This is a genomic window from Streptomyces sp. NBC_00322 (assembly GCF_036147535.1).
In the GTDB taxonomy this organism is placed as follows: Bacteria; Actinomycetota; Actinomycetes; order Streptomycetales; family Streptomycetaceae; genus Streptomyces.
Map to the genome: position 1 here is coordinate 5,399,251 of NZ_CP108019.1, position 24,680 is coordinate 5,423,930.

The 24,680-nt window shown below is 66.8% G+C and carries 16 protein-coding genes and 3 rRNA genes; 13 read left to right on the forward strand and 6 right to left on the reverse strand.

Going from position 1 to position 24,680, the window contains the following annotated elements:
* The first annotated feature begins 115 nt into the window (after window positions 1-115).
* On the forward strand, window positions 116-1,573 hold the full coding sequence (ahcY, locus tag OG905_RS24730) for an adenosylhomocysteinase (protein ID WP_328677243.1): 1,458 nt from the start codon (window positions 116-118) through the stop codon (window positions 1,571-1,573).
* Between the two features lie 203 nt (window positions 1,574-1,776).
* A complete protein-coding gene (locus OG905_RS24735; protein ID WP_328677246.1) occupies window positions 1,777-2,391 on the forward strand; it encodes a hypothetical protein in 615 nt (204 codons plus the stop codon).
* Between the two features lie 64 nt (window positions 2,392-2,455).
* On the opposite strand, the gene OG905_RS24740 is transcribed toward OG905_RS24735, so the two are convergent.
* Complete coding sequence (locus OG905_RS24740; protein ID WP_328677248.1) at window positions 2,456-3,547, reverse strand: RDD family protein; 1,092 nt, start codon at window positions 3,545-3,547, stop codon at window positions 2,456-2,458.
* Between the two features lie 122 nt (window positions 3,548-3,669).
* Between OG905_RS24740 and OG905_RS24745 the strand changes: the two genes are divergently transcribed.
* The 4 genes from OG905_RS24745 (at window position 3,670) to rrf (ending at window position 10,425) form a co-directional block, all read left to right on the forward strand.
* Window positions 3,670-4,677, forward strand: coding sequence for a stage II sporulation protein M (locus OG905_RS24745; protein ID WP_328677249.1), 1,008 nt, complete (start codon window positions 3,670-3,672; stop codon window positions 4,675-4,677).
* Window positions 4,678-5,264: 587 nt separating this feature from the next.
* Window positions 5,265-6,789, forward strand: a 16S ribosomal RNA gene (locus OG905_RS24750).
* A gap of 300 nt (window positions 6,790-7,089) precedes the next feature.
* Window positions 7,090-10,213 (forward strand): 23S ribosomal RNA (locus tag OG905_RS24755).
* Between the two features lie 95 nt (window positions 10,214-10,308).
* A 5S ribosomal RNA gene (gene rrf / locus OG905_RS24760) occupies window positions 10,309-10,425 on the forward strand.
* Together the 16S, 23S and 5S rRNA genes form the textbook arrangement of a ribosomal RNA operon.
* A 77-nt stretch (window positions 10,426-10,502) precedes the next feature.
* Here rrf and OG905_RS24765 read toward each other — a convergent pair.
* The 5 genes from OG905_RS24765 to OG905_RS24785 are packed head-to-tail and all read right to left on the reverse strand — an operon-like array spanning window position 10,503 to window position 15,921.
* Window positions 10,503-11,813: a DUF58 domain-containing protein gene (locus OG905_RS24765; RefSeq protein ID WP_328677251.1), complete on the reverse strand. Its 1,311-nt coding sequence runs from the start codon at window positions 11,811-11,813 to the stop codon at window positions 10,503-10,505.
* 11 nt (window positions 11,814-11,824) lie between these two features.
* Window positions 11,825-12,808 (reverse strand): AAA family ATPase, encoded by a 984-nt coding sequence (locus OG905_RS24770; protein WP_328677253.1) that lies wholly within the window; start codon window positions 12,806-12,808, stop codon window positions 11,825-11,827.
* Complete coding sequence (locus OG905_RS24775) at window positions 12,805-14,004, reverse strand: DUF4350 domain-containing protein (RefSeq protein ID WP_328677255.1); 1,200 nt, start codon at window positions 14,002-14,004, stop codon at window positions 12,805-12,807. Before OG905_RS24775 ends, OG905_RS24770 begins: the two co-directional genes overlap by 4 nt.
* Window positions 14,001-14,690 (reverse strand): DUF4129 domain-containing protein, encoded by a 690-nt coding sequence (locus OG905_RS24780; RefSeq protein WP_443043983.1) that lies wholly within the window; start codon window positions 14,688-14,690, stop codon window positions 14,001-14,003. Before OG905_RS24780 ends, OG905_RS24775 begins: the two co-directional genes overlap by 4 nt.
* A gap of 4 nt (window positions 14,691-14,694) precedes the next feature.
* Entirely contained in the window at window positions 14,695-15,921 is a 1,227-nt protein-coding gene (locus OG905_RS24785) for a DUF7544 domain-containing protein (protein WP_328677257.1), read from the reverse strand.
* A gap of 182 nt (window positions 15,922-16,103) precedes the next feature.
* Between OG905_RS24785 and mtnA the strand changes: the two genes are divergently transcribed.
* From mtnA to OG905_RS24820, 7 genes are all read left to right on the forward strand, one after another.
* Complete coding sequence (gene mtnA, locus OG905_RS24790) at window positions 16,104-17,249, forward strand: S-methyl-5-thioribose-1-phosphate isomerase (protein ID WP_328677259.1); 1,146 nt, start codon at window positions 16,104-16,106, stop codon at window positions 17,247-17,249.
* 4 nt (window positions 17,250-17,253) lie between these two features.
* Window positions 17,254-17,943, forward strand: coding sequence for a two-component system response regulator MtrA (gene mtrA / locus OG905_RS24795; protein WP_187740742.1), 690 nt, complete (start codon window positions 17,254-17,256; stop codon window positions 17,941-17,943).
* 1 nt (window position 17,944) lies between these two features.
* Window positions 17,945-19,963 carry an MtrAB system histidine kinase MtrB gene (gene mtrB, locus OG905_RS24800; RefSeq protein WP_328677270.1) on the forward strand — a complete coding sequence of 673 codons (2,019 nt, stop codon included), beginning with the start codon at window positions 17,945-17,947 and terminating at the stop codon, window positions 19,961-19,963.
* Window positions 19,953-21,806: an LpqB family beta-propeller domain-containing protein gene (locus OG905_RS24805; RefSeq protein WP_443043984.1), complete on the forward strand. Its 1,854-nt coding sequence runs from the start codon at window positions 19,953-19,955 to the stop codon at window positions 21,804-21,806. The genes mtrB and OG905_RS24805 overlap by 11 nt, the downstream gene beginning before the upstream one ends.
* Before the next feature lie 153 nt (window positions 21,807-21,959).
* A complete protein-coding gene (locus tag OG905_RS24810) occupies window positions 21,960-22,685 on the forward strand; it encodes a ComF family protein (RefSeq protein ID WP_328682578.1) in 726 nt (241 codons plus the stop codon).
* Window positions 22,686-23,023: 338 nt separating this feature from the next.
* Window positions 23,024-23,713, forward strand: a complete 690-nt coding sequence (hpf, locus tag OG905_RS24815; RefSeq protein ID WP_324989542.1) for a ribosome hibernation-promoting factor, HPF/YfiA family — start codon at window positions 23,024-23,026, stop codon at window positions 23,711-23,713.
* Window positions 23,714-23,905: 192 nt separating this feature from the next.
* Window positions 23,906-24,667 (forward strand): response regulator transcription factor, encoded by a 762-nt coding sequence (locus OG905_RS24820; RefSeq protein ID WP_328677277.1) that lies wholly within the window; start codon window positions 23,906-23,908, stop codon window positions 24,665-24,667.
* Window positions 24,668-24,680: the final 13 nt, after the last annotated feature.

Genomic DNA, 24,680 nt, shown 5'->3' on the forward strand with positions numbered 1-24,680 from the left:
GAGGGAGAGAGGGCCTCCGACGGACTGCAATGCGAGCGCCCGGGCATTCCTGTGTCCGCCGCCGCAGAGCCAGCCGTACCCACACCCTCGACCCACACCACGAGGAGCAGCTCGCATGTCGACTGTCGCCACTGGCCAGGACTTCAAGGTCGCCGACCTTTCCCTCGCCACTTTCGGCCGCAAGGAGATCACTCTCGCCGAGCACGAAATGCCCGGCCTGATGTCGATCCGCAAGGAGTACGCCGCCAGCCGGCCGCTGGCGGGTGCCCGCATCACCGGCTCCCTGCACATGACCGTGCAGACCGCCGTACTGATCGAGACCCTGGTCGCCCTCGGCGCCGAGGTCCGCTGGGCGTCGTGCAACATCTTCTCCACCCAGGACCACGCGGCCGCGGCCATCGCGGTCGGCCCGAACGGCACCCCTGAGGCCCCCCAGGGCATCCCGGTCTTCGCCTGGAAGGGCGAGACCCTGGAGGAGTACTGGTGGTGCACGGAGCAGGCGCTGACCTGGCCGAACACCCCCACCGCCGGCCCGAACATGATCCTCGACGACGGTGGCGACGCCACCCTCCTCGTCCACAAGGGCGTGGAGTTCGAGAAGGCGGGCGCGGCCCCGGACCCCTCGACCGCGGACAGCGAGGAGTACTTCCACGTCCTCACCGTGCTGAACCGCACCCTCGGCGAGTCCCCGCAGAAGTGGACCCAGCTGGCGTCCGAGATCCGCGGCGTCACCGAGGAGACCACGACCGGTGTGCACCGCCTGTACGAGATGCACCGTGACGGCAACCTCCTGTTCCCGGCGATCAACGTCAACGACGCCGTCACCAAGTCGAAGTTCGACAACAAGTACGGCTGCCGCCACTCCCTGATCGACGGCATCAACCGCGCCACCGACGTCCTGATCGGCGGCAAGACCGCCGTCGTGTGCGGGTACGGCGACGTGGGCAAGGGCTGCGCGGAGTCGCTGCGCGGGCAGGGCGCCCGGGTGATCGTCACGGAGATCGACCCGATCTGCGCGCTGCAGGCCGCCATGGACGGCTACCAGGTCGCCACGCTCGACGAGGTCGTCGACAAGGCCGACATCTTCGTCACGACCACGGGCAACAAGGACATCATCATGGCCGCGGACATGGCCAAGATGAAGCACCAGGCGATCGTGGGCAACATCGGCCACTTCGACAACGAGATCGACATGGCCGGTCTGGCGCAGATCCCGGGCATCGTCAAGGACGAGGTCAAGCCCCAGGTGCACACCTGGACGTTCGCGGACGGCAAGGTGCTGATCGTGCTGTCCGAGGGCCGCCTGCTGAACCTGGGCAACGCGACCGGTCACCCCTCGTTCGTGATGTCCAACAGCTTCGCGGACCAGACGCTGGCCCAGATCGAGCTGTTCACCAAGCCCGAGGAGTACCCGACCGACGTCTACGTGCTGCCCAAGCACCTCGACGAGAAGGTCGCCCGCCTCCACCTGGACGCGCTCGGCGTGAAGCTGACGACGCTCCGCCCGGAGCAGGCCTCGTACATCGGCGTCGAGGTCGACGGCCCGTACAAGTCCGACCACTACCGCTACTGATCGGCCACGCCTGATCGGTCAGTGCTTCTGATTGGGCAGCGCTTGTGATCGGCTGCTGACACACCTCGGCAGCCCTCGGCGTCAGGTACCAGCGGTACCAGGCAGGCCCCCGCACCCCCGTGTCGGGGGCCTGCCCCATACCCTCCCCGAACGGCTCCGGCTCCACCGCAAGAGCCTCACCGCACAAGGACACCTACGCCCCCATGCCCCGCGGCCGTTATTCGCTCCACGATCCGCACGATCACACCCCCCTCGGCGAAGAACACTTCCAATGCGCCCCCGGCCCTTCCGGCTGGCGTTACGTCTCCCAGATCACCACCCCCTCCGGCGACCACGCCGGCTCCGTCGACCTCGCCCTCGACGAACTCGGCCGTCCCATCCGTCTCGAACTCCACGCCGGGAGCTGGCAGGTCCGCGGTGCCGCCATCGACGGCGTCACCTGGGTCCGTACCGACCCCACCGGCACTCATGCCACCGAAGGCAACGTCCGCGCCCATGCCTTCACCGGCAGTTCCCCCGCTTTCCTTGTCGCCACCGCACGTCTCCTGCGCCTCACCCCCGACTCCCCGGCGACGCGCGTACGCCTCGTCGCCTTCACAGATCCTGTCCTCGCCCCCCGCACTCTCGATCAGTCCTGGGCCCTGATGAAGAGTGAAGCGCATGCCACTGACAATGGCCCCCTGACCGTGGACGAATACCAGGTCAGCGCCCTGGACACGGGGGAGCAGCACGTCGTTCACATCGCCGGGGACGTGGTGCTCGCAGCCCCCGGCATCGAACTCGAAGACCTGGCGAGCCCGCCCTCGGTCTTCCCCTGACGGCGCCGACCTGCGCGGGGAGGGGGACGGTGTTCAAGCGATCTGTGTCTATGGGCGCGGCGACCTACGCAGGCGGCGCGAAACCCGTGGCCCGCGGTCGCGGCTGCGACGCCTCTGCCGCGGCGTAGGACGACGGCCCCGGCGCCGGTTCGCCCGCAGTTGTCACCCCAAGCGGCCCAGCCGCCCCACCAGCTCCTGCGCTCTCGTCCCGCTCAACGGCGGGCGCCGAACCCATCTTGCCCGGTGCCGCATAGCCAAGGGCCCCGGCGCCCACCCCTCCGGAGAGCGCCGCCCCGGCCCCCGGAGCCTCTGCCCCCGCAGCGCCCGGCGCGATCGCATCCGGAACGACCGCACCCGGCAGCCCCGCCCCCTGCGAGCTGCCACCGACTGCTGCCCGCGCATTCGCCCCCGCCCGGAAAGCCCGCCGCGCGTCGCGCGCCTGCCGCTCGTTCACCACGGCCGCCAGAAACGCCGCCGGCGGCACCCCGTCCGGCGCCGGAGCCCCCGTGCACGCGGCGAGATCGCCGGCCAGCCGCACTGCCATCGACCAGTTCACGGCCGGGTCCAGTTGCCGCATCCGCGTCAAGTACTGGCGTATCGCGAGCCACAGATCGTCCGGCACCCCCGACAGGTCCAGCTCCGAGAATCGCCCCACCAGCCACGGCGGCGGGGGCGGCATCACCATCCCCCGCGAGGCCGGCACCCGCTCCCTTATTACCAGCGTGCCCGCGAACACGTCCCCGATCCGCCGCCCCCTGGCCGACACCAGCGAGGCGATACAGGCGATGACCCCGAACGACATCAGGATCTCCACCACCCCCATCGCCCCGCGCACCAGCGCGTGCCGGAAGCGGATCGGCCCCCCGTCGTCACGCACCACTCGCAGCCCACAGGCCAGCTTCCCCAGCGAGCGCCCGTGACTGAGCGTCTCCACGGCGATCGGCGCCCCGACCAGTACGAGCAGAAACGTCGCGATCGACAGGGCCATCACCGCCGCCTCGTCCAGCGAGGCCGCCGCCACCGCGAGCCCGATCGACACCATGAGATAGGCGGCGAACACGACCACAAGATCGATCGCGACAGCGAGTGCCCGGCTCGGCAGTTTCGCCGGCCGCAGTCCCAGTACGACCGCATCCCCCGTCACAAGCGCACTCACTGTTGCCCGCCCTTCGCCATCGACCTTCCCCGCCCCTTGATTCCTCAGTCTGCCAAGCTGACCCGCAGCGCGCCGCAGTAGTACGGACCGTACGCACCCATTGCCTGGAGCAGCAGCCGACCATGGACCTCGACGTCTTCGTGACCGCCCACCGTGCCGAGTGGGACCGCCTGGACCACCTTCTGCGCCGGGGCCGCCACCTCACCGGCGCCGAGGCGGACGAACTGGTCGCCCTCTACCAGCGCACAGCGACCCATCTCTCCCTCCTCCAGTCCAGCGCCCCGGACCCGATACTGACGGGCAGGCTCACCCAGCTCGTCTCTCGCGCCCGCTCCACCGTGACCGGCACGCGGCGAGCCACCTGGCGCGACGCGGTCCGCTTCCTCACCGCCGGTTTTCCCGCGGCCGTCTACCGTTCTCGGCACTGGTGGATACCCACCGCCGTCCTCTGCACGGTCCTCGCCGCGATCATCGGCTGGTGGATCGGCACCCACCCCGAAGTCCAGGCGACGATCGCCGCCCCGGACGAACTCCGCAGGCTCACACGCCCGGGTGGCGAGTACGAGACGTATTACTCCAGCCATCCCGCGGCCTCCTTCGCCGCCCAGGTCTGGACGAACAACGCCCAGGCCGCGGCGATGTGCCTGACGCTGGGCGCGTTCCTGTGCATTCCGGTGATCTGGATCCTCTTCCTCAACGTGCTGAACCTGGGCGTCGGCATCGGCCTCATGTCGTCGGCGGGCCGCCTCGACACCTTCCTCGGCCTGGTCCTCCCGCACGGCCTGCTGGAACTGACGGCCGTCTTCGTCGCCGCGGGCACGGGCCTACGCCTGGGCTGGACGGTCATCGACCCGGGCCCCCAATCCCGCCGCACAGCCCTCGCCCAACAGGGCCGCGCGGCCCTCGGCATGGCCATCGGGCTCGCGCTTGTCCTGTTCGTGTCCGGAGTGATCGAAGGCTTCGTCACGCCTTCGGGCCTGCCGACCTGGGCGCGTATCGCCATCGGCATCGCTGCTGAGCTGGCCTTTCTGGCGTACGTCTACATCCTGGGCAGCCGAGCGGCCCGAGACGGTGACACGGGCGACCTGGACACAGCAGACCGCAGCGCCGAGCTCCCCGCTGCTGCCTGATGTGCAAGCACCCCTTCTGACCTGCTAGTCTCCTCTCCGCCCACAAAAACCGTTGACACGGCATGAGTGGGGAGGTAGATTCAAACGGTTGCCTGGAGCTGGACAAGTTCCAGTGTGACCGCTAATGTCTCTCTCGCTCTCAACGGAAATGCAATTTCCGCAGAGCCTTCCGATTTGAATCCAGATCGCAAGGTCGATTAGCTCGACCGAAATGCTTCTGATAAAGTCGGGTCAGCCGAAAGGCAAAGGCCTTCCAACGGCCACTGGATTCGAATTCCTCACCGGAAACGGAATGGAAAAAGAGTCTGGTAGGGTTGGAAACGCAAGACCGAAGGGAAGCGCCCGGAGGAAAGCCCGTGAGGGTGAGTACGAAGGAAGCGTCCGTTCCTTGAGAACTCAACAGCGTGCCAAAAGTCAACGCCAGATTGACAACCCCGGCCCATTTCGGTGGGTTGAGGTTCCTTTGAAAGTCCTGTCGGTCCTTTGTGGCGGGCAGGCAATGACACAGCGAGGACGCTGTGGACGATCGGTCTTATTCCGACCGGTCGTCCCGCTCTTGTGGTGTTCGACCCGATTACGGGTAAACATTCATGGAGAGTTTGATCCTGGCTCAGGACGAACGCTGGCGGCGTGCTTAACACATGCAAGTTGAACGATGAAGCCCTTCGGGGTGGATTAGTGGCGAACGGGTGAGTAACACGTGGGCAATCTGCCCTTCACTCTGGGACAAGCCCTGGAAACGGGGTCTAATACCGGATACCACCTCCCGAGGCATCTTGGGGGTTGAAAGCTCCGGCGGTGAAGGATGAGCCCGCGGCCTATCAGCTTGTTGGTGGGGTGATGGCCTACCAAGGCGACGACGGGTAGCCGGCCTGAGAGGGCGACCGGCCACACTGGGACTGAGACACGGCCCAGACTCCTACGGGAGGCAGCAGTGGGGAATATTGCACAATGGGCGAAAGCCTGATGCAGCGACGCCGCGTGAGGGATGACGGCCTTCGGGTTGTAAACCTCTTTCAGCAGGGAAGAAGCGCAAGTGACGGTACCTGCAGAAGAAGCGCCGGCTAACTACGTGCCAGCAGCCGCGGTAATACGTAGGGCGCAAGCGTTGTCCGGAATTATTGGGCGTAAAGAGCTCGTAGGCGGCTTGTCACGTCGGATGTGAAAGCCCGGGGCTTAACCCCGGGTCTGCATTCGATACGGGCTAGCTAGAGTGTGGTAGGGGAGATCGGAATTCCTGGTGTAGCGGTGAAATGCGCAGATATCAGGAGGAACACCGGTGGCGAAGGCGGATCTCTGGGCCATTACTGACGCTGAGGAGCGAAAGCGTGGGGAGCGAACAGGATTAGATACCCTGGTAGTCCACGCCGTAAACGTTGGGAACTAGGTGTTGGCGACATTCCACGTCGTCGGTGCCGCAGCTAACGCATTAAGTTCCCCGCCTGGGGAGTACGGCCGCAAGGCTAAAACTCAAAGGAATTGACGGGGGCCCGCACAAGCAGCGGAGCATGTGGCTTAATTCGACGCAACGCGAAGAACCTTACCAAGGCTTGACATATACCGGAAAGCATCAGAGATGGTGCCCCCCTTGTGGTCGGTATACAGGTGGTGCATGGCTGTCGTCAGCTCGTGTCGTGAGATGTTGGGTTAAGTCCCGCAACGAGCGCAACCCTTGTTCTGTGTTGCCAGCATGCCCTTCGGGGTGATGGGGACTCACAGGAGACTGCCGGGGTCAACTCGGAGGAAGGTGGGGACGACGTCAAGTCATCATGCCCCTTATGTCTTGGGCTGCACACGTGCTACAATGGCCGGTACAAAGAGCTGCGATGCCGCGAGGCGGAGCGAATCTCAAAAAGCCGGTCTCAGTTCGGATTGGGGTCTGCAACTCGACCCCATGAAGTCGGAGTTGCTAGTAATCGCAGATCAGCATTGCTGCGGTGAATACGTTCCCGGGCCTTGTACACACCGCCCGTCACGTCACGAAAGTCGGTAACACCCGAAGCCGGTGGCCCAACCCCTTGTGGGAGGGAGCTGTCGAAGGTGGGACTGGCGATTGGGACGAAGTCGTAACAAGGTAGCCGTACCGGAAGGTGCGGCTGGATCACCTCCTTTCTAAGGAGCACTTCTAGGCCGGCTCCGCCGGTCCAGAGGCCAGTACATCGGCGTACGTCCGATGCTGGTTGCTCATGGGTGGAACGTTGACTATTCGGCACGGTTTCAGGACTTCACTAGTACTGCTTCGGCGTGGAACGTGTGAGTCAGGGGATCGTGCCGGGCGCGCTGTTGGGTGTCTGAGGGTGCGAGCGTTTGCTCGCCCTTCGCGATGCCGGCCCCAGTGAACTCGCCCTGTTGGGTGGGGTGGTGGGTGGCTGGTCGTTGCTTGAGAACTGCACAGTGGACGCGAGCATCTGTGGCCAAGTTTTTAAGGGCGCACGGTGGATGCCTTGGCACCAGGAACCGATGAAGGACGTGGGAGGCCACGATAGTCCCCGGGGAGCCGTCAACCAGGCTTTGATCCGGGGGTTTCCGAATGGGGAAACCCGGCAGTCGTCATGGGCTGTCACCCGCTGCTGAACACATAGGCAGTGTGGAGGGAACGAGGGGAAGTGAAACATCTCAGTACCCTCAGGAAGAGAAAACAACCGTGATTCCGGGAGTAGTGGCGAGCGAAACCGGATGAGGCCAAACCGTATGCGTGTGATACCCGGCAGGGGTTGCGCATACGGGGTTGTGGGATCTCTTTGTCATCGTCTGCCGGCGATGAGACGAGTCAGAAACCGTTGATGTAGGCGAAGGACATGCGAAAGGTCCGGCGTAGAGGGTAAGACCCCCGTAGCTGAAACATCAGCGGCTCGTTTAAGAGACACCCAAGTAGCACGGGGCCCGAGAAATCCCGTGTGAATCTGGCGGGACCACCCGTTAAGCCTAAATATTCCCTGGTGACCGATAGCGGATAGTACCGTGAGGGAATGGTGAAAAGTACCGCGGGAGCGGAGTGAAATAGTACCTGAAACCGTGTGCCTACAAGCCGTGGGAGCGTCGCGCGCAGAGTTTACTCTGTGCGTCGTGACTGCGTGCCTTTTGAAGAATGAGCCTGCGAGTTTGCGGTGTGTTGCGAGGTTAACCCGTGTGGGGAAGCCGTAGCGAAAGCGAGTCCGAACAGGGCGGTTTAGTAGCGCGCTCAAGACCCGAAGCGGAGTGATCTAGCCATGGGCAGGTTGAAGCGGAGGTAAGACTTCGTGGAGGACCGAACCCACCAGGGTTGAAAACCTGGGGGATGACCTGTGGTTAGGGGTGAAAGGCCAATCAAACTCCGTGATAGCTGGTTCTCCCCGAAATGCATTTAGGTGCAGCGTCGTGTGTTTCTTGCCGGAGGTAGAGCACTGGATAGGCGATGGGCCCTACCGGGTTACTGACCTTAGCCAAACTCCGAATGCCGGTAAGTGAGAGCGCGGCAGTGAGACTGTGGGGGATAAGCTCCATGGTCGAGAGGGAAACAGCCCAGAGCATCGACTAAGGCCCCTAAGCGTACGCTAAGTGGGAAAGGATGTGGAGTCGCAGAGACAACCAGGAGGTTGGCTTAGAAGCAGCCACCCTTGAAAGAGTGCGTAATAGCTCACTGGTCAAGTGATTCCGCGCCGACAATGTAGCGGGGCTCAAGCGTACCGCCGAAGTCGTGTCATTCGTACATATATCCCCAACGGGAGTACGGATGGGTAGGGGAGCGTCGTGTGCCGGGTGAAGCCGCCGCGTAAGCGAGTGGTGGACGGTTCACGAGTGAGAATGCAGGCATGAGTAGCGATACACACGTGAGAAACGTGTGCGCCGATTGACTAAGGGTTCCTGGGTCAAGCTGATCTGCCCAGGGTAAGTCGGGACCTAAGGCGAGGCCGACAGGCGTAGTCGATGGACAACCGGTTGATATTCCGGTACCCGCTTTGAAACGCCCAGTATCGAGCCCATTAATGCTAAGGCCGTGAAGCCGCCCCGGAGCCTTCGGGCAAAGGGGAGTGGTGGAGCCGCCGAACCGAGGTGGTAGTAGGTAAGCGATGGGGTGACGCAGGAAGGTAGTCCAGCCCGGGCGGTGGTTGTCCCGGGGTAAGGGTGTAGGCCGTGTGATAGGCAAATCCGTCACACATTGAGGCTGAGACCTGATGCCGAGCCGATTGTGGTGAAGTGGATGATCCTATGCTGTCGAGAAAAGCCTCTAGCGAGTTTCATGGCGGCCCGTACCCTAAACCGACTCAGGTGGTCAGGTAGAGAATACCGAGGCGTTCGGGTGAACTATGGTTAAGGAACTCGGCAAAATGCCCCCGTAACTTCGGGAGAAGGGGGCCATCACTGGTGATCTGTCTTGCACAGTGAGCTGGGGGTGGCCGCAGAGACCAGCGAGAAGCGACTGTTTACTAAAAACACAGGTCCGTGCGAAGCCGTAAGGCGATGTATACGGACTGACGCCTGCCCGGTGCTGGAACGTTAAGGGGACCGGTTAGTCACATTTCGGTGTGGCGAAGCTGAGAACTTAAGCGCCAGTAAACGGCGGTGGTAACTATAACCATCCTAAGGTAGCGAAATTCCTTGTCGGGTAAGTTCCGACCTGCACGAATGGCGTAACGACTTCTCGACTGTCTCAACCATAGGCCCGGTGAAATTGCACTACGAGTAAAGATGCTCGTTTCGCGCAGCAGGACGGAAAGACCCCGGGACCTTTACTACAGTTTGATATTGGTGTTCGGTTCGGCTTGTGTAGGATAGGTGGGAGACTGTGAAGCTTGGACGCCAGTTCAGGTGGAGTCGTCGTTGAAATACCACTCTGGTCGTGCTGGATGTCTAACCTGGGTCCGTGATCCGGATCAGGGACAGTGTCTGATGGGTAGTTTAACTGGGGCGGTTGCCTCCCAAAGGGTAACGGAGGCGCCCAAAGGTTCCCTCAGCCTGGTTGGCAATCAGGTGTTGAGTGTAAGTGCACAAGGGAGCTTGACTGTGAGACCGACGGGTCGAGCAGGGACGAAAGTCGGGACTAGTGATCCGGCGGTGGCTTGTGGAAGCGCCGTCGCTCAACGGATAAAAGGTACCCCGGGGATAACAGGCTGATCTTCCCCAAGAGTCCATATCGACGGGATGGTTTGGCACCTCGATGTCGGCTCGTCGCATCCTGGGGCTGGAGTCGGTCCCAAGGGTTGGGCTGTTCGCCCATTAAAGCGGTACGCGAGCTGGGTTTAGAACGTCGTGAGACAGTTCGGTCCCTATCCGCTGTGCGCGTAGGAGTCTTGAGAAGGGCTGTCCCTAGTACGAGAGGACCGGGACGGACGAACCTCTGGTGTGCCAGTTGTCCTGCCAAGGGCATGGCTGGTTGGCTACGTTCGGAAAGGATAACCGCTGAAAGCATCTAAGCGGGAAGCCTGCTTCGAGATGAGGACTCCCACCCCCTTTGAGGGGTTAAGGCTCCCAGTAGACGACTGGGTTGATAGGCCAGATGTGGAAGCCCCGCAAGGGGTGGAGCTGACTGGTACTAATAGGCCGAGGGCTTGTCCTCAGTTGCTCGCGTCCACTGTGTCAGTTCTGAAGTAACGAACTGTCGAGTCCCCCCACGGTCACAGGGGGATTCCGGAATCGATATCTTCACAGTGTTTCGGTGGTCATTGCGTTAGGGAAACGCCCGGTTACATTCCGAACCCGGAAGCTAAGCCTTTCAGCGCCGATGGTACTGCAGGGGGGACCCTGTGGGAGAGTAGGACGCCGCCGAACAATTATTGTGGGAGAGCCCCGCACCTTCTGGTGCGGGGCTTTTCTGCGTTCACGGGCCAATGCGCCCCAGCCCCCCGTCAGAGTCGACCGGCGGCTTTCAGCGCGAGGTAGGCATCTGCAAGGGCAGGTGCAAGATTGTCAGGGGTCGCATCGACGACGGTGACGCCATGGCGCTGGAGCTGTTCTGCCGTACGGCGGCGCTGAGCTTGAGCCTGGGTGGCAGCTGCGGCGTCGTACACCGCCTCGATCGTTCCTCGGCAGGTGGACATCTGCTGGACATGAGGGTCGGCGACCGAGGCGACGAGCACGGTGTGCCGTTGTGTGAGCTGAGGGAGAACCGGAAGCAGTCCTTCTTCGATGGGTGCGGCGTCGAGGCTCGTGAGCAGCACGATCAAGGAGCGGCGCGGGGCGCAGCCAAGGGCGGTGGCGGTGAGGCCACGGGCGTCGGTCTCTACGAGTTCCGGTTCCAGTGGAGCAAGTGCGTTGACCAGGGCGGGCAGGAGATCACCGGCCGAGCGTCCCTGGACCTGGGCTCGGATACGGCGGTCGTAGGCCAGGAGGTCTACCCGGTCACCGGCGCGTGCGGCCAGCGCGGTGAGGAGCAATGCTGCGTCCATGGCCGCGTCGAGGCGCGGGACATCTCCGACTCGACCGGCAGATGTGCGGCCGGTGTCGAGGACGACGAGGATGTGGCGGTCGCGTTCGGGACGCCAGGTTCGCACGGCGACGGTGGTCTGGCGGGCGGTTGCTCGCCAGTCGATGGATCGGGTGTCGTCGCCGGGGACGTAGTCGCGAAGGCTGTCGAACTCGGTGCCCTGGCCGCGGATGAGGACGCTGGTGCGGCCGTCCAGCTCGCGCAGTCTGGCCAGTCTGGAGGGCAGGTGTTTGCGGCTGGTGAAGGGCGGCAGGACGCGCACGGTCCAGGGGACTTGGTGATTGCTCTGACGGGCGGCCAGGCCCAGTGGTCCGTACGAGCGGACGGTGACGCGCTCCGCCTGGCGGTCGCCGCGGCGGGTGGGGCGAAGGATCGTGGTGATACGGCGGCGTTCGCCGGCGGGGACGGTCAACTTGTGGCGCGATGCGGCCTGTTCGGTGCCGGTGATCCAGCTGCTCGGGGGCCAGGCGTCGCGGAGGTGGGCGCGCAGGGGGCGACCGGAGGGGTTGCTGACCGTGAGGTGGACCTCGGCGCCGTCACCCAGTCGAACTGATGCATCACCGCTTCGGGTGAATCGGAGCGTTCGCACTGGCGCGGCAAGGGCGTAGTCGCACAAGATTGCTAGGGAAAGAGGCGCATTCACAGCAAGCATCCCGGTCCAGCTCGGGGCCAGGATGCCCACGGGGAGAGAGCCGAGAGCGGCGAGGAGTGCGGTTCGTCCGGTGAGGGCCATGGGGCAGCTCCTCAGCGGGGGACGGGTACGTGGCTGAGGATCGCGGTGATGACGGAGTCGGCGGTGACTCCTTCCATTTCCGCTTCGGGCCGCAGCTGGATCCGGTGGCGCAGGGTGGGCAGGGCCAGGGCTTTGACATCGTCGGGGATGACGTAGTCGCGGCCGGTGAGCCAGGCCCATGCGCGGGCGGTGGAGAGCAGCGCTGTGGCGCCTCGGGGGGACACGCCGAGAGTGAGTGAGGGGGATTCACGGGTGGCGCGGCAGATATCGACGACGTAGCCCGCGATTTCGGCGGAGACCGAGGTCTTGGCGACGGCCGCCCTGGCGGCTTCCAGGTCAGCCGGGCCTGCGACGGGGCGTACGCCTGCAGCTTCCAGGTCGCGGGGGTTGAAGCCTTCCGCGTGACGGGTCAGCACGTTGATCTCGTCGACGCGGCTGGGAAGCGGGACCGTGAGCTTGAGGAGGAAGCGGTCCAGCTGGGCTTCCGGAAGAGGGTAAGTGCCCTCGTACTCAACGGGGTTCTGGGTCGCGGCGACGAGGAAGGGGTCGGGCAGCGGGCGGGGCGTGCCGTCGACGGTGACCTGGCGCTCCTCCATCGCCTCCAGGAGCGAGGACTGCGTCTTGGGCGGAGTTCGGTTGATCTCGTCGGCGAGGAGAAGGTTGGTGAAGACGGGGCCGGGCTGGAAGGAGAACTCGGCGGTGCGTGCGTCGTAGACGAGGGAGCCGGTGACGTCGCTGGGCATCAGGTCGGGAGTGAACTGGACACGCTTGGTGTCGAGTTCGAGGGATGCCGCGAGGGTGCGGACCAGCAGCGTCTTGGCGACGCCCGGAACTCCTTCGAGGAGGACATGGCCGCGGCAGAGCAGAGCCACGACGAGTCCGGTGACAGCGGGATCCTGGCCGACAACGGCCTTGGCGATCTCGGTGCGCAGGGCCTCCAGGGAGGTGCGGGCGCGGTCCGAGTTCTGAGCTGTCTCGGGGGTCGGGGCGCTCATGAAGTGCGTACCTCTCTTTCGAGGGCGTCGAGTTGGTCAGCCAGGTGGATGAGAGCGGTGTCGTCGGCCGGAGCCGGGCCGAAGAGGAGGCCGTTGAGGTCTCGTTCGCCGGTCGGGAGATGGGCCGAGACAGCTGGGAGCAGGGCATCGGGGGAGTGGGCGCCGGCAGGGGGGACGCCGAGCAGCGGGGCGAGGCGCGTACGGGTGGCCGAGCGCAGGGCCGCGGCCGCGCGGTCGCGGGCGTTCACCTTGCGGTAGAGGCGGGCGCGGCCCTCGGTGGACTCGGAGGCGCGGATGGCGACGGGAAGCCGTTCGGTGACGAGGGGGCCCAGTCGGCGGGCGCGCCAGATCGCGGCCAGGACGGCGGCGACGGCGAGCTGCAGTGTCCCCCAGAGCCAGCCGGAGGGGATCAGTTCGAGGAACGTGCTGTCGCTGTCGCCGCCGGTGCCGTCTTGTGCGGCGGAGGTGTCGCCGAGCGAAGGAAGGTACCAGACCAAATGGCTTCGGGTGCCGAGGAGTTGCAGAGCGAGGGAGGCGTTGCCGTGCTTGTCCAGGCGGTGGTTGTAGAGGATGTCGGGGGAGCCGAGCAGGACGGTGTCGCCGTTGCCGGTTTCGTCGATCCTGAGGAGTGTGGGCAGGCCGTCGCTCGGGTAGCAGCTGTCGGCGCCGGGCCTTTCGGTGGCGTACCGCTCACCGCCGAGGTCGGCGTTGCCCGCGCTGCGGGCAGAGGGGAGGGAGCACTGGGGGGTGCGTGCCGAGACGGAGGTCGGGGTCTCGCTGTGGACGCCGGGGGCCAGGGTGCCGAGCGACGCGGGTCCGGCGGCGAGGAGAACCGTGCGTCCGCCGGAGTCGGCCATCGCGGCGCGGAGCGTGCCTTGCTGAGCTTCCGTCAGCAAGTCGGGGACGGTGACGAGAAGAGTGGTGTCGGGTCCGCCGGCAGTGGCCGCCTCGTCGAGGGTGGTGACCACGCGGGTGGAGACGCTGCGGTCCTTGAGGAGTTCGGCGAGGGCGCGGCTGCCGTAGCGGTCGGCGGAGCGGGGGTCGAGGCGGCCGTGCTGGTCCCCGGAGCGCAGGGCGGCCATGGCGATCCCGGCTGCGACGAGGATGACAAGTGCGAGCAGGAGGCCGCGAGTTCGGGACCACACCTGGCGCTTCGTCGGAGCCATGGATGTGGAGCTGACGGAAGCAGTGGTCATTCGGCTGCTCCCCGGGCTGCGCCGCTCAGTTGGGGCTTTGTGCGCTCCAGTTCTAGGTCGAGATCACGCAGACTCAGATATGCCTGCCGGTCGGCGGTCCGGCCGCCGTATGTGACGTCGTCGAACTCCCTGGCGGCGGCGTGGAGTCCGTCGGACTGGGCGGGGAGGGAACATCCGGCCTCGGCGGCGGCCTCGTCCGCGGTGCGGCCGGGGCGCGGGTCGAGCAGGGTTCGTTCCTCCAGGGAGCGGACGATGGCCCGCATGCGTTCCTGGACGGCCTGGTTCCAGCGTCCGGCGGCTGCGTGGGCCTCGGCGGCTGTGCGGTGTTCGGATGCGCTGCGTGGGCCGTCGTCGAAGAGGGAGTCCGCGGGGCCGGGGGCGCGCCGGGGCGCGCCCAGACGCCACCAGAGGGCGGCGATCAGGCCGACCACGAGCAGGACGACCACGAAGAGTCCGAGCGGGCCGCCGGGAGTGGCGCCGGAGGCGGAGTCGAAGAGACCGCCGACCCAGTCCCAGAAGCGGTCGAGGGTGCGCTGGAGCAGGCTCGGGTCGTTCTCGTGGTACATCGGCTTGGACAGTTCGCGCTCCGCCGCCTCCCGTGCGGGGATGCGCGGAGTGTCCACCGGTACGTCGTCGCTTGCGCGGATCCCTAGCCGCGCCCTCATCACGCCCCCCGTGGCGGACACCGCATCAGCTCCTGGAGGCGTTGTGGCCCGACGGCTGGGAGCCGTAGCCGGGGACGCCCGCGGCCCGTGCGAGTTCCAGGTCGAGAGCTTCGCGGCGGATGCGCTGGTCGACGTAGAGGAGGACCGTAACGCCGGCGGAGATCGGGTAGGTGATGGAGGATGCGATCACCGAGCCGATGCCGGTGATGATCAGGAACGGCCATCCGAAGTCGGGGCTGTTTCCGGCGAAGAGGTCGCTGAACCCGCTGCCGTCCACCGCGAACGCGATCACCGTGAACGGCACAGCGATGATCATCGAAACCAGCAGTGTCAGCAGCAGCGTGAGTGCGACGATGCCGAAGGTCCGCCACCAGGCGCCCTGGACCAGTTTGGCCGAGCGGCGCAGGGAGGCGATGACACCCTGGCGCTCCAGCATCAGCGCGGGAGAAGCGAGGGCGAACCGGATGATCAGCCAGAGGACGACCCCGCAGGCCCCGAGGCCTGCGAGCACGGCGAGCGCGATTCCACCTCCGCCCCCGAGCAGCAGTCCGGGCAGAATCGCCACGGTCATGATTGCGGCACCCATCAGGGGCAACAGCAGGGTCAGGCCCAGCAGTTGAGGAAGCCGGGGCCGTGCCTCCTGCCAGGCCTCGGAGAGCGTCACCGGGCGGCCGAGCACGGAGCGGCTGATCACTATGGTGAGAAGTGCCGTGGTGAACAGGGTCGCGATCAAGGTGATGATCAGCGCCGGGCCCATGGCGAGCAGACTGGCCTGGAGCGAGTCCACGGACTGCCTCAGGGCCTCCGAGGGCGTTGCGTCCGGGTTGGCCTCGGGCGGGTCGGGCAGCAGGTAGCGCTCGACGAGGATGTTGCAGATCTGGGAGACCACCGAGACGGTGATCGTGATGCCCAGCACCGTGCGCCAGTGGGCGCGCAGCGTGGAAACAGCGCCGTCGAGGATCTCGCCGACCCCCAGGGGGCGCAACGGGATGACACCGGGCTTGGCCGCGGCCGGTGGCCTCCCCCAGCTGCCGCGCGGCTGTCCGCCCCAGCCCGGGGAGGGCGGGGGTACGGGGATTCGGTCGGCACCCGGGGCGGTCGGCGCGGACCACTGGCCCGGAGGCGGCTGCTCGGTGGACCACTTCGAGGCGGGGCCGCTCTCTCCGGCTGGCTCGGGAGGCCGCGGAACGCCGGCGTCCTGCCTGTCGGAGGGAGCAGATCCGGGCGAGGCCCAGCCCGGAGTGTCGTTCACGGTCGTCCACCTCATGGATTGGTCGCGGAACCGGCTCGCCGAGCCGGTGCGTTCACGGTGCCTGTCCCCTTGGCGGGACGGCAGGTTGGTGGCCATCGTGCCACGCGTCGACCGCGGGTGGGCGGGGGCCCGTATCTCCTTGGCACCTTCATTGTCGGTGGCTCACCGGGCAGACTGGGCGGATGGCTGATCAGTACGTACAAAACCCGGCTGGTACCGAGCCGCCCACGCTTCCGGCGCTGCGGTGGGACGAGCCGCCGGAAGGGCCTGTACTGGTACTGCTCGACCAGACCCGGCTGCCCGCCGACGAGGTCGAGCTGGTGTGTACCGATGTGCCGGCCCTGGTGGGGGCGATCCAGACGCTCGCCGTGCGCGGGGCGCCGCTGCTGGGAATCGCCGGGGCCTATGGGGTGGCCCTCGCGGCCGTGCGGGGCTACGACGTGGAAGAGTCGGCAGAGCTGCTGGAACGGGCGCGGCCCACCGCGGTGAATCTGGCGTACGGCGTACGGCGTGCGGTGGCCGCGTACCGTACGGCGGTGGACAAGGGGGCGGACACCGAGCAGGCAGCGCATGCGGCGCTCTCCACTGCCAAGGCGCTCCATCAGGAGGATGCCGAGGCCAGTGACCGGATGGCTGAGCACGGCCTGGTGCTCCTCGACGAGCTGCTGCCGGGCGGCGGTCACCGGATCCTGACCCACTGCAACACCGGGGCGCTGGTCTCCGGCGGGGAGGGCACCGCGTTCGCCGTGGCGCTCAGGGCGCACCGCGCGGGAAGGCTGCGGAGGCTGTGGGTCGACGAGACGCGACCGCTGCTGCAGGGGGCCCGGCTGACCGCCTATGAGGCGGCGCGGAGCGGAATGCCGTACACATTGCTCACGGACAATGCCGCAGGGTCGCTGTTCGCGGCGGGGGAGGTTGATGCGGTATTGATCGGGGCGGACAGGATCGCCGCCGACGGAGCGGTGGCGAACAAGGTGGGGAGCTATCCGCTGGCGGTGCTTGCGAAGTACCACCATGTGCCGTTCCTCGTGGTCGCGCCGACGACGACGATCGATCGGAGCACGCCGGACGGGGCCTCGATAGAGGTGGAGCAACGGCCTGGGCAGGAGGTGACCGAGGTCACAGCGCCGCAGATCGCGGTGGCTGGGGGAGTCGGTGGCGGGCTGTCGGTAGCTCCGCTGGGAACCCAGGCGTACAACCCGGCGTTTGATGTCACACCGCCGGATCTGGTGACGGCGATCGTCACCGAGCAGGGAGCGTTGTCCCCGGTCACCGGGGGCGGAATTGCGGAGCTGTGGGCCAGGTCACGCCAGGTAACGATTAGCTAATGGGATGATGTCGATTATGAAGGGACGAGTCCTTGTCGTCGACGACGACACCGCACTGGCCGAGATGCTCGGGATTGTGCTGCGTGGTGAAGGTTTCGAGCCGTCGTTCGTAGCGGACGGTGACAAGGCACTTGCCGCTTTCCGTGAGGCCAAACCCGATCTTGTACTGCTGGATCTCATGCTGCCCGGACGGGACGGCATCGAGGTGTGCAGGCTGATCAGGGCAGAGTCCGGCGTGCCGATCGTGATGCTCACGGCCAAGAGCGACACCGTGGATGTGGTGGTGGGCCTGGAATCCGGGGCCGATGACTACATCGTCAAACCGTTCAAGCCGAAGGAGCTGGTCGCCCGGATCCGGGCGCGTCTGAGGAGGTCGGAGGAGCCTGCGCCGGAGCAGCTGACGATCGGGGATCTGGTCATCGACGTGGCCGGACACTCCGTGAAGCGGGACGGGCAGTCGATCGCCCTGACTCCGCTCGAGTTCGATCTGCTGGTCGCACTCGCACGCAAGCCGTGGCAGGTGTTCACCCGCGAGGTGCTGCTGGAGCAGGTGTGGGGATATCGCCATGCCGCCGACACCAGGCTGGTCAATGTGCACGTACAGCGGTTGCGCTCAAAGGTCGAGAAGGACCCCGAGCGTCCGGAGATCGTCGTGACCGTCCGTGGTGTCGGTTACAAGGCCGGGCCGAGCTGACATGTCCCGAGGCAGCGTTGCTCCGAAGCCCGGTGAGCCGGGAGTCCGTACGGGGCGGGCTGCCGGACCGGGGAATGAGCCCTCGCGATTCGGCCGTCTGCTCCAGGGGGGACGGCTGCCCTCGGGCAGTGCGCCGGGCGGCCCGGTTCTTCGGCTCGTGATGCGCTGGGTGCGCCGTCCGCTGCTGCCCGCTGTGCGGCTGTGGCGGCGGAACATCCAGCTCAGGGTGGTAGCGAGCACGCTGCTGATGTCGCTCGGCGTGGTGGTGCTGCTGGGCTTCGTCGTCATCGGCCAGGTGCGCAACGGTCTGCTCGACGCCAAGGACAAGGCTGCCCAGAGCCAGGCGGCCGGCGGCTTCGCCGTGGCGCGCGAGAAGGCGAACCTGCTCAACGGTCCGGGAAGCGGGCGCAACGGCGCTGCCGCGGACGGCAGGACCGCGGGGAGCTCCTGGCGGTCCGATCTGGTGCAGCAGCTCTCCAGCGGTGGGCAGGGCGCGTTCCACGTGGTGGCGCTCAGCGCCGACTCCGAGGACGCGGGACGCGGGCCACGGACCTCGGGGAGCGTGGCCTTCGAGAGCATTCCCGAGGACCTGCGGAACTCGGTCGACCAGGGGTCCGGTACGTACGAGACGTACATGCAGATCAAGTACAACAACGAGCACGAGCCCGAGCCCGGGCTGGTCGTCGGTACGCGACTGAACGACATCGAGGGCAATCCGTACGAGCTGTACTACCTCTTCCCGCTGGCGCAGGAGGAGCAGTCGCTCAACCTGGTCAGAGGAACCCTCGCCACGGCCGGGCTGTTCGTCGTCGTCCTGCTGGGAGCCATCGCCTGGCTGGTGGTGCGGCAGATCGTGACGCCTGTGCGGATGGCCGCGGGGATCGCCGAGCGGCTTTCCGCCGGCCGCCTCCAGGAGCGGATGAAGGTCACCGGCGAGGACGACATCGCCCGCCTGGGCGAGGCGTTCAACAAGATGGCGCAGAACCTCCAGCTCAAGATCCAGCAGCTGGAGGAGCTTTCCCGGATGCAGCGCCGCTTCGTCTCGGATGTGTCGCACGAGCTGCGTACGCCCCTGACGACCGTACGGATGGCAGCCGATGTCATTCATGAGGCGCGGGCCGACTTCGATCCGGTGACGGCGCGTTCGGCGGAGCTTCTCGGGGATCAGCTCGACCGTTTCGAGTCGCTGCTCTCCGATCTGCTGGAGATCAGCCGCTTCGACGCGGGTGCGGCGGCGCTGGAGGCGGAGCCGATAGATCTGCGCGAGGTGGTACGGCGGGTGATCGGCGGAGCCGAGCCGCTGGCCGAGCGCAAGGGCACCCGGATACGCGTGATCGGCGACGAGCAGCCGGTGGTGGCCGAGGCCGATGCCCGGCGTGTGGAGCGCGTGCTGCGGAACCTGGTCGTCAACGCCGTGGAGCACGGCGAGGGCCGGGATGTGGTGGTGCGGATGGCTGTCGCAGGCGGGGCCGTCGCTGTCGCCGTGCGGGACTACGGAGTGGGGCTGAAGCCGGGGGAGGCGACCCGGGTCTTCAACCGCTTCTGGCGGGCAGATCCGGCGCGGGCCCGTACGACGGGCGGCACAGGCCTCGGTCTGTCCATCGCGGTCGAGGACGCCCGGCTGCACGGCGGCTGGCTGCAGGCGTGGGGCGAGCCCGGTGGGGGCTCGCAGTTCCGGCTGACCCTGCCGCGTACGGCGGACGAGCCGCTGCGCGGGTCGCCGATACCCCTGGAGCCGGAGGATTCGCGGCAGAACCGCGAGCCCGACGCCGGTCTCGCTGTCCCGAAGTCGAACGGGCACCGGCTGGCGGCCGTGCCCACGCAGCCGGTGACCGACCGCTCGGCCCTGCCCGGGCCGCCGCGTGCTCCGGTGCCGCCCCCTTCGGCCCCGGCGGGTGTGGACCCGGCGGCGCTGCCGGGCAACGGTGCCCGGGTGGTGGCACGACCGGCGGGGGAGCGGCGTGGCGACTCGGCAGCACAGGTTTCTTCGGACCGGGAGGACACGACTCGTGGGCGCTGACCCCCGACGCGACAGCCGCCGAGGCGCGCTCAAGGCTTCCGCCCTGCTCGGCTGCAGCGGTGTGCTGCTGGCGGGATGCGCCTCGATGCCCGACAGCGGTGACATCCATGCGGTGAAGGCGTCCCAGCGCGCGGATTCGCAGGTGCGCGTGTACGCGGTGCCGCCGCAGAAGGGCGCCAGTCCGATCGAGATCGTCACGGGCTTCCTGGAGGCGATGACCAGCGACGACACGGACTTCGCCATCGCCCGGACGTATCTGATGCCGGAGACCTCCAAAAAGTGGCGGCCGGACGCGGGCACCACGGTGCTCTCCGCCGCGCCCGGCTACGGGCAGGCCATAACCGGTGGCCGGGAGAACCCGGGCGTCGACTATCCGCTCTTGGGCACGCAGATCGCCACGGTGGACCCGCAGCATGCCTATCAGGCGGTTTCTCCCACGCCGTACAGTCGGACGATTCACCTGTCCCTGCAGACCGGGCCGGAAGGCAAGGAGTGGCGGATCGACAGTCTGCCGCCGGGGCTGGTGCTCGGCGCGTCCGACTTCCGGCGCAACTACATCTCGGTGAACAAGTACTACTTCGCCTCGGGGCAAGCCTCCACGCCGGTGGCCGACCCGGTCTACATCCGCCAGCGGCTCGATCCGGTGACCCGGATGGACCCGGTCACGCAGTCGGTCAAGGCGCTGCTCGACGGTCCGACGAACTGGCTGAGGCCTGTGGTCGAGTCGCCCTTCCCGACCGGTACGACGCTGAGGAAGGGCACCAAGTCGCTGGCGTTCGACGACCGGAACGCGCTGAAGGTGCCACTCAACGAGAAGGCGTCCAATGTGGGCCGCCTGCAGTGTTCGAGGATGGCGGCGCAGATTCTGTTCACCCTGAAGGATCTGACGTCCACCAGGGTCGAGCAGGTGGAGCTGCAGCGTGTGGACGGCTCGCAGCTGTGTGTGGTCAACAGCAGCCAGGCCGAGGGCTACGCACGGGACCATGTCTCGGGCCAGTCGGTGAACCAGTACTTCGTCGACAGCAAGAACCAGCTGGCGCTGCTGTCGGGCGCCGCCAAGGACATAAGCGAGCCGGAGAATGTGCTCGGCCCGTTCGGCAACGGCCGGCTTCAGATGAGCCTGGTCGGTGTGGCTCGCGACGAGCGCACCGCGGCGGCCGTCTCGAAGGACTACGGCAGCCTGTACGTGTCGTCCCTCATGGCGGACAGCGAGCTGGGCCAGCCGCTGGTCCGGAGCCACGGCGACAGCCCCGCGAACCGTCTTTCGGCGCCGAGCTGGGACGGCCGGAACGATCTGTGGGTGGCCGACCGCGATCCTCATCATCCGGCTCTGCTGCGCCTGGCGCGCGGCGCGGGTACTCCGCAGAGCGTCAAGATCATCCCGGGACTGGACGGCGCACGGATCGAGGCGGTCAGGGTCTCGGCCGACGGTGTGCGCGTCGCGCTGCTACTGACCAAGGACGGCCGGACCACGCTGAAGATCGGGCGTGTGGAGCGCCACGGCCCCAAGGCCAACCCGGTGGTCTCCGTGGCGGAACTGCGGCCCGCCGCACCACAGATGGAGACGGTCACGGCCGTTTCCTGGGCGGGGCCCAGCAGACTCGTGGTGGTCGGCAAGGAGTCCGGCGGAGTCCAGCAAGTGCGGTACATGCAGACGGACGGCTCGAGTTCGGACACGAGCGTGCTGCCGGGTCTGAACCGCGTGAAGGCGGTCGCCGCATCCGACGACGAGAGCCGCCCGCTGGTGGCGTACTCCGAGGACGACGGCATCGTGAAGCTGCCGCCGGGCGCGAACTGGCAGACGCTCGTCAAGAAGGGCTCGTCGCCGGTCTACCCGGGGTAGCCGGGCGGAAGACGGCGTCCGGGCCGGCCTGCGTCGGCCGGAAAGGGCCTCTGAGACGCCCCGGCGAGCCTGTGGAGGGCCTGCCGGAGCTGTCCGGGAGAGAGTTGTCCACAGGGGTGGCACGGCGCTCCAGCCGTGGGCACAGTGGTTGCCATGCGGGGCTGGTGGCGGGAGATCTCCGGTCTGGTGCTGCCGGTCGCCTGCGGCGGCTGCGGCACTCCTCGTACGCCGCTGTGCGAGGAGTGCGCGCGGGCGCTGTACGGCACCGGGGCACGCAGAGCGAGGCCCGTGCCCGAGCCCGCGGGCCTGCCGGAGGTGCATGCCGCCGCTCCGTATGCCGATGCCGTGCGTGCTGTGCTGCTGGCGCACAAGGAGCGGGGCGCGCTGGGGCTGGCCCGGCCGCTGGGTGTCGCGCTCGCCGGGGCGGTACGGGGCGCGGTGTCGACGGCCGATCGGGGGACTGGTCCACTGCTGCTCGTACCCGTGCCGTCGGCGCGGCGTGCGGTCCGGGCGCGGGGGCATGATGCGGCGCGGCGGATGGCGCTGGCCGCCGCGGGCGAGCTGCGGCGGACGGGGACGGAGGCCAGGGTGCTCCCGGTTCTGCGGCAGCGGCGGGAAGTGGCCGACCAGTCGGGTCTCACGGCCCGTATGAGGGTGGAGAATCTGGCGGGGGCCCTGGAGGTCGCCGCCGGAGGCGGACGGCTTCTGGAGGGCGGCAGGGTGGTTCTCGTGGACGACCTCATGACCACCGGGGCTTCGCTGACCGAGGCGGCGCGGGCGCTCCGGGCGGCCTCCGGCATGCGATTTCCCGGACTTCTGCAGCTGGGCGCGGCGGTGGTCGCAGTCCCACCGCTGTCTTTCGAAAAAAACCGGAACTGACCGAGAACTTGCATCGTTGCAGGTAGTGAGAGACGAAAAGCCCCTGAATGGAGGTACGCGCTGGTAGCGGGTGCCGACACCCGTCCGAGCGAGCTATGTTCGGTTGTGAGGAATGGCGATTGCCGTACCGCACCGAATGCAGGGCCGCGCTTCGGGCCGGGCCAGGGATTCGAGGAAGCCAATACCTCGAAAGTGGGTGGGGTGGGGATCTTGTCGACTGGGGAGGAGGAGGTGAAAGTCGCCAAGTCCGAGACTCCGGTGATCACCGGAGTCTGGTGCAAGAGGGAGAGGCTCCGCAGCCAGCGAGCGGACGGAGCTATCCGGGAACGGAGTTCTGCGTGGACATCGTCGTCAAGGGCCGCAAGACCGAGGTGCCCGAGCGGTTCCGCAAGCACGTGGCCGAGAAGCTGAAGCTGGAGAAAATCCAGAAGCTCGACGGCAAGGTGATCAGCCTGGACGTCGAGGTGTCCAAGGAGCACAACCCGCGGCAGGCCGACCGTTCCGACCGTGTGGAGATCACTCTCCACTCCCGAGGCCCGGTGATCCGGGCGGAGGCCGCAGCAGGCGACCCGTACGCAGCGCTCGACCTCGCCACCGGCAAGCTGGAGGCCCGGCTGCGCAAGCAGCACGAGAAGCGCCACAACCGCCGTGGAAACGGCCGGATTTCGGCCTCCGAGGTGGCCGACGTCGTCCCCGGCGTCGCCGAGTTGAATGCCAACGGCCGGCCCCTCGGCGAAGAGACGCCCCAATCCATTCCCACCACCAGGATCGGCTCGCTCGAAATCCAGGGCGAGGGACCGCTGGTGGTCCGCGAGAAGGTCCACACCGCAGCACCGATGACACTCGACCAGGCTCTCTACGAGATGGAACTGGTCGGGCACGACTTCTACCTCTTCGTCGACTCCGAGACGAAGCAGCCCAGTGTCGTCTACCGACGGCACGCCTACGACTACGGCGTCATCCACCTGGAGACCGACCCGCTGGCCGGATCCGAGGCGGGCGGTGCCGGAGGTGCGCTCGGCGGCTGAGTGCCGCCAGGCAGGTCGGTGGTGCCCCTGGAGTGCAACGTGCGCCCCCAGGGGCATCACCGTGCGACCACAGGATCACCGCTCTGTCGTCCGGGCATGAAAGCATGGCGTCCCAGGCCAACCGATGCACTCTGTAATGACGTTGGCGGACCAGACATGATCTTCAGGCCGCGGCCTTCAGGGGGAGGAACGATGGCGGACAGCTTCGGGCCGGTTCATGACGACTCGGGCGACGCGGGTGACGCCGGCTCCACAGTCGCCGAAGGCGGCGCGGACCACGGTGGTTCCCGCAAGGAGCCCATCCGGGTTCTTGTGGTGGATGATCACGCCCTGTTCCGGCGGGGGCTGGAGATCGTCCTCGCGCAGGAGGAGGACATCCAGGTCGTGGGCGAGGCGGGCGACGGCGCCGAGGCGGTCGACAAGGCCGCTGACCTCCTACCCGACATCGTGCTGATGGATGTGCGGATGCCCAAGCGCGGCGGCATCGAAGCCTGTACGTCCATCAAGGAGGTGGCCCCCAGCGCGAAGATCATCATGCTGACGATCAGCGACGAGGAAGCCGACCTCTACGACGCGATCAAGGCCGGCGCCACCGGCTATCTCCTCAAGGAGATCTCCACCGACGAGGTGGCCACGGCGATCCGCGCGGTGGCCGACGGGCAGTCGCAGATCAGCCCGTCCATGGCGTCCAAGCTGCTGACCGAGTTCAAGTCGATGATCCAGCGCACCGACGAGCGCAGGCTCGTGCCCGCGCCCCGGCTCACCGAGCGAGAGCTGGAAGTGCTCAAGCTGGTTGCCACGGGGATGAACAACCGGGATATCGCCAAGGAGTTGTTCATCTCCGAGAACACAGTGAAGAACCACGTCCGCAACATCCTGGAGAAGCTGCAGCTGCACTCCAGGATGGAGGCCGTGGTCTACGCGATGCGGGAGAAGATCCTCGAGATTCGGTAATGATCACCGGCAG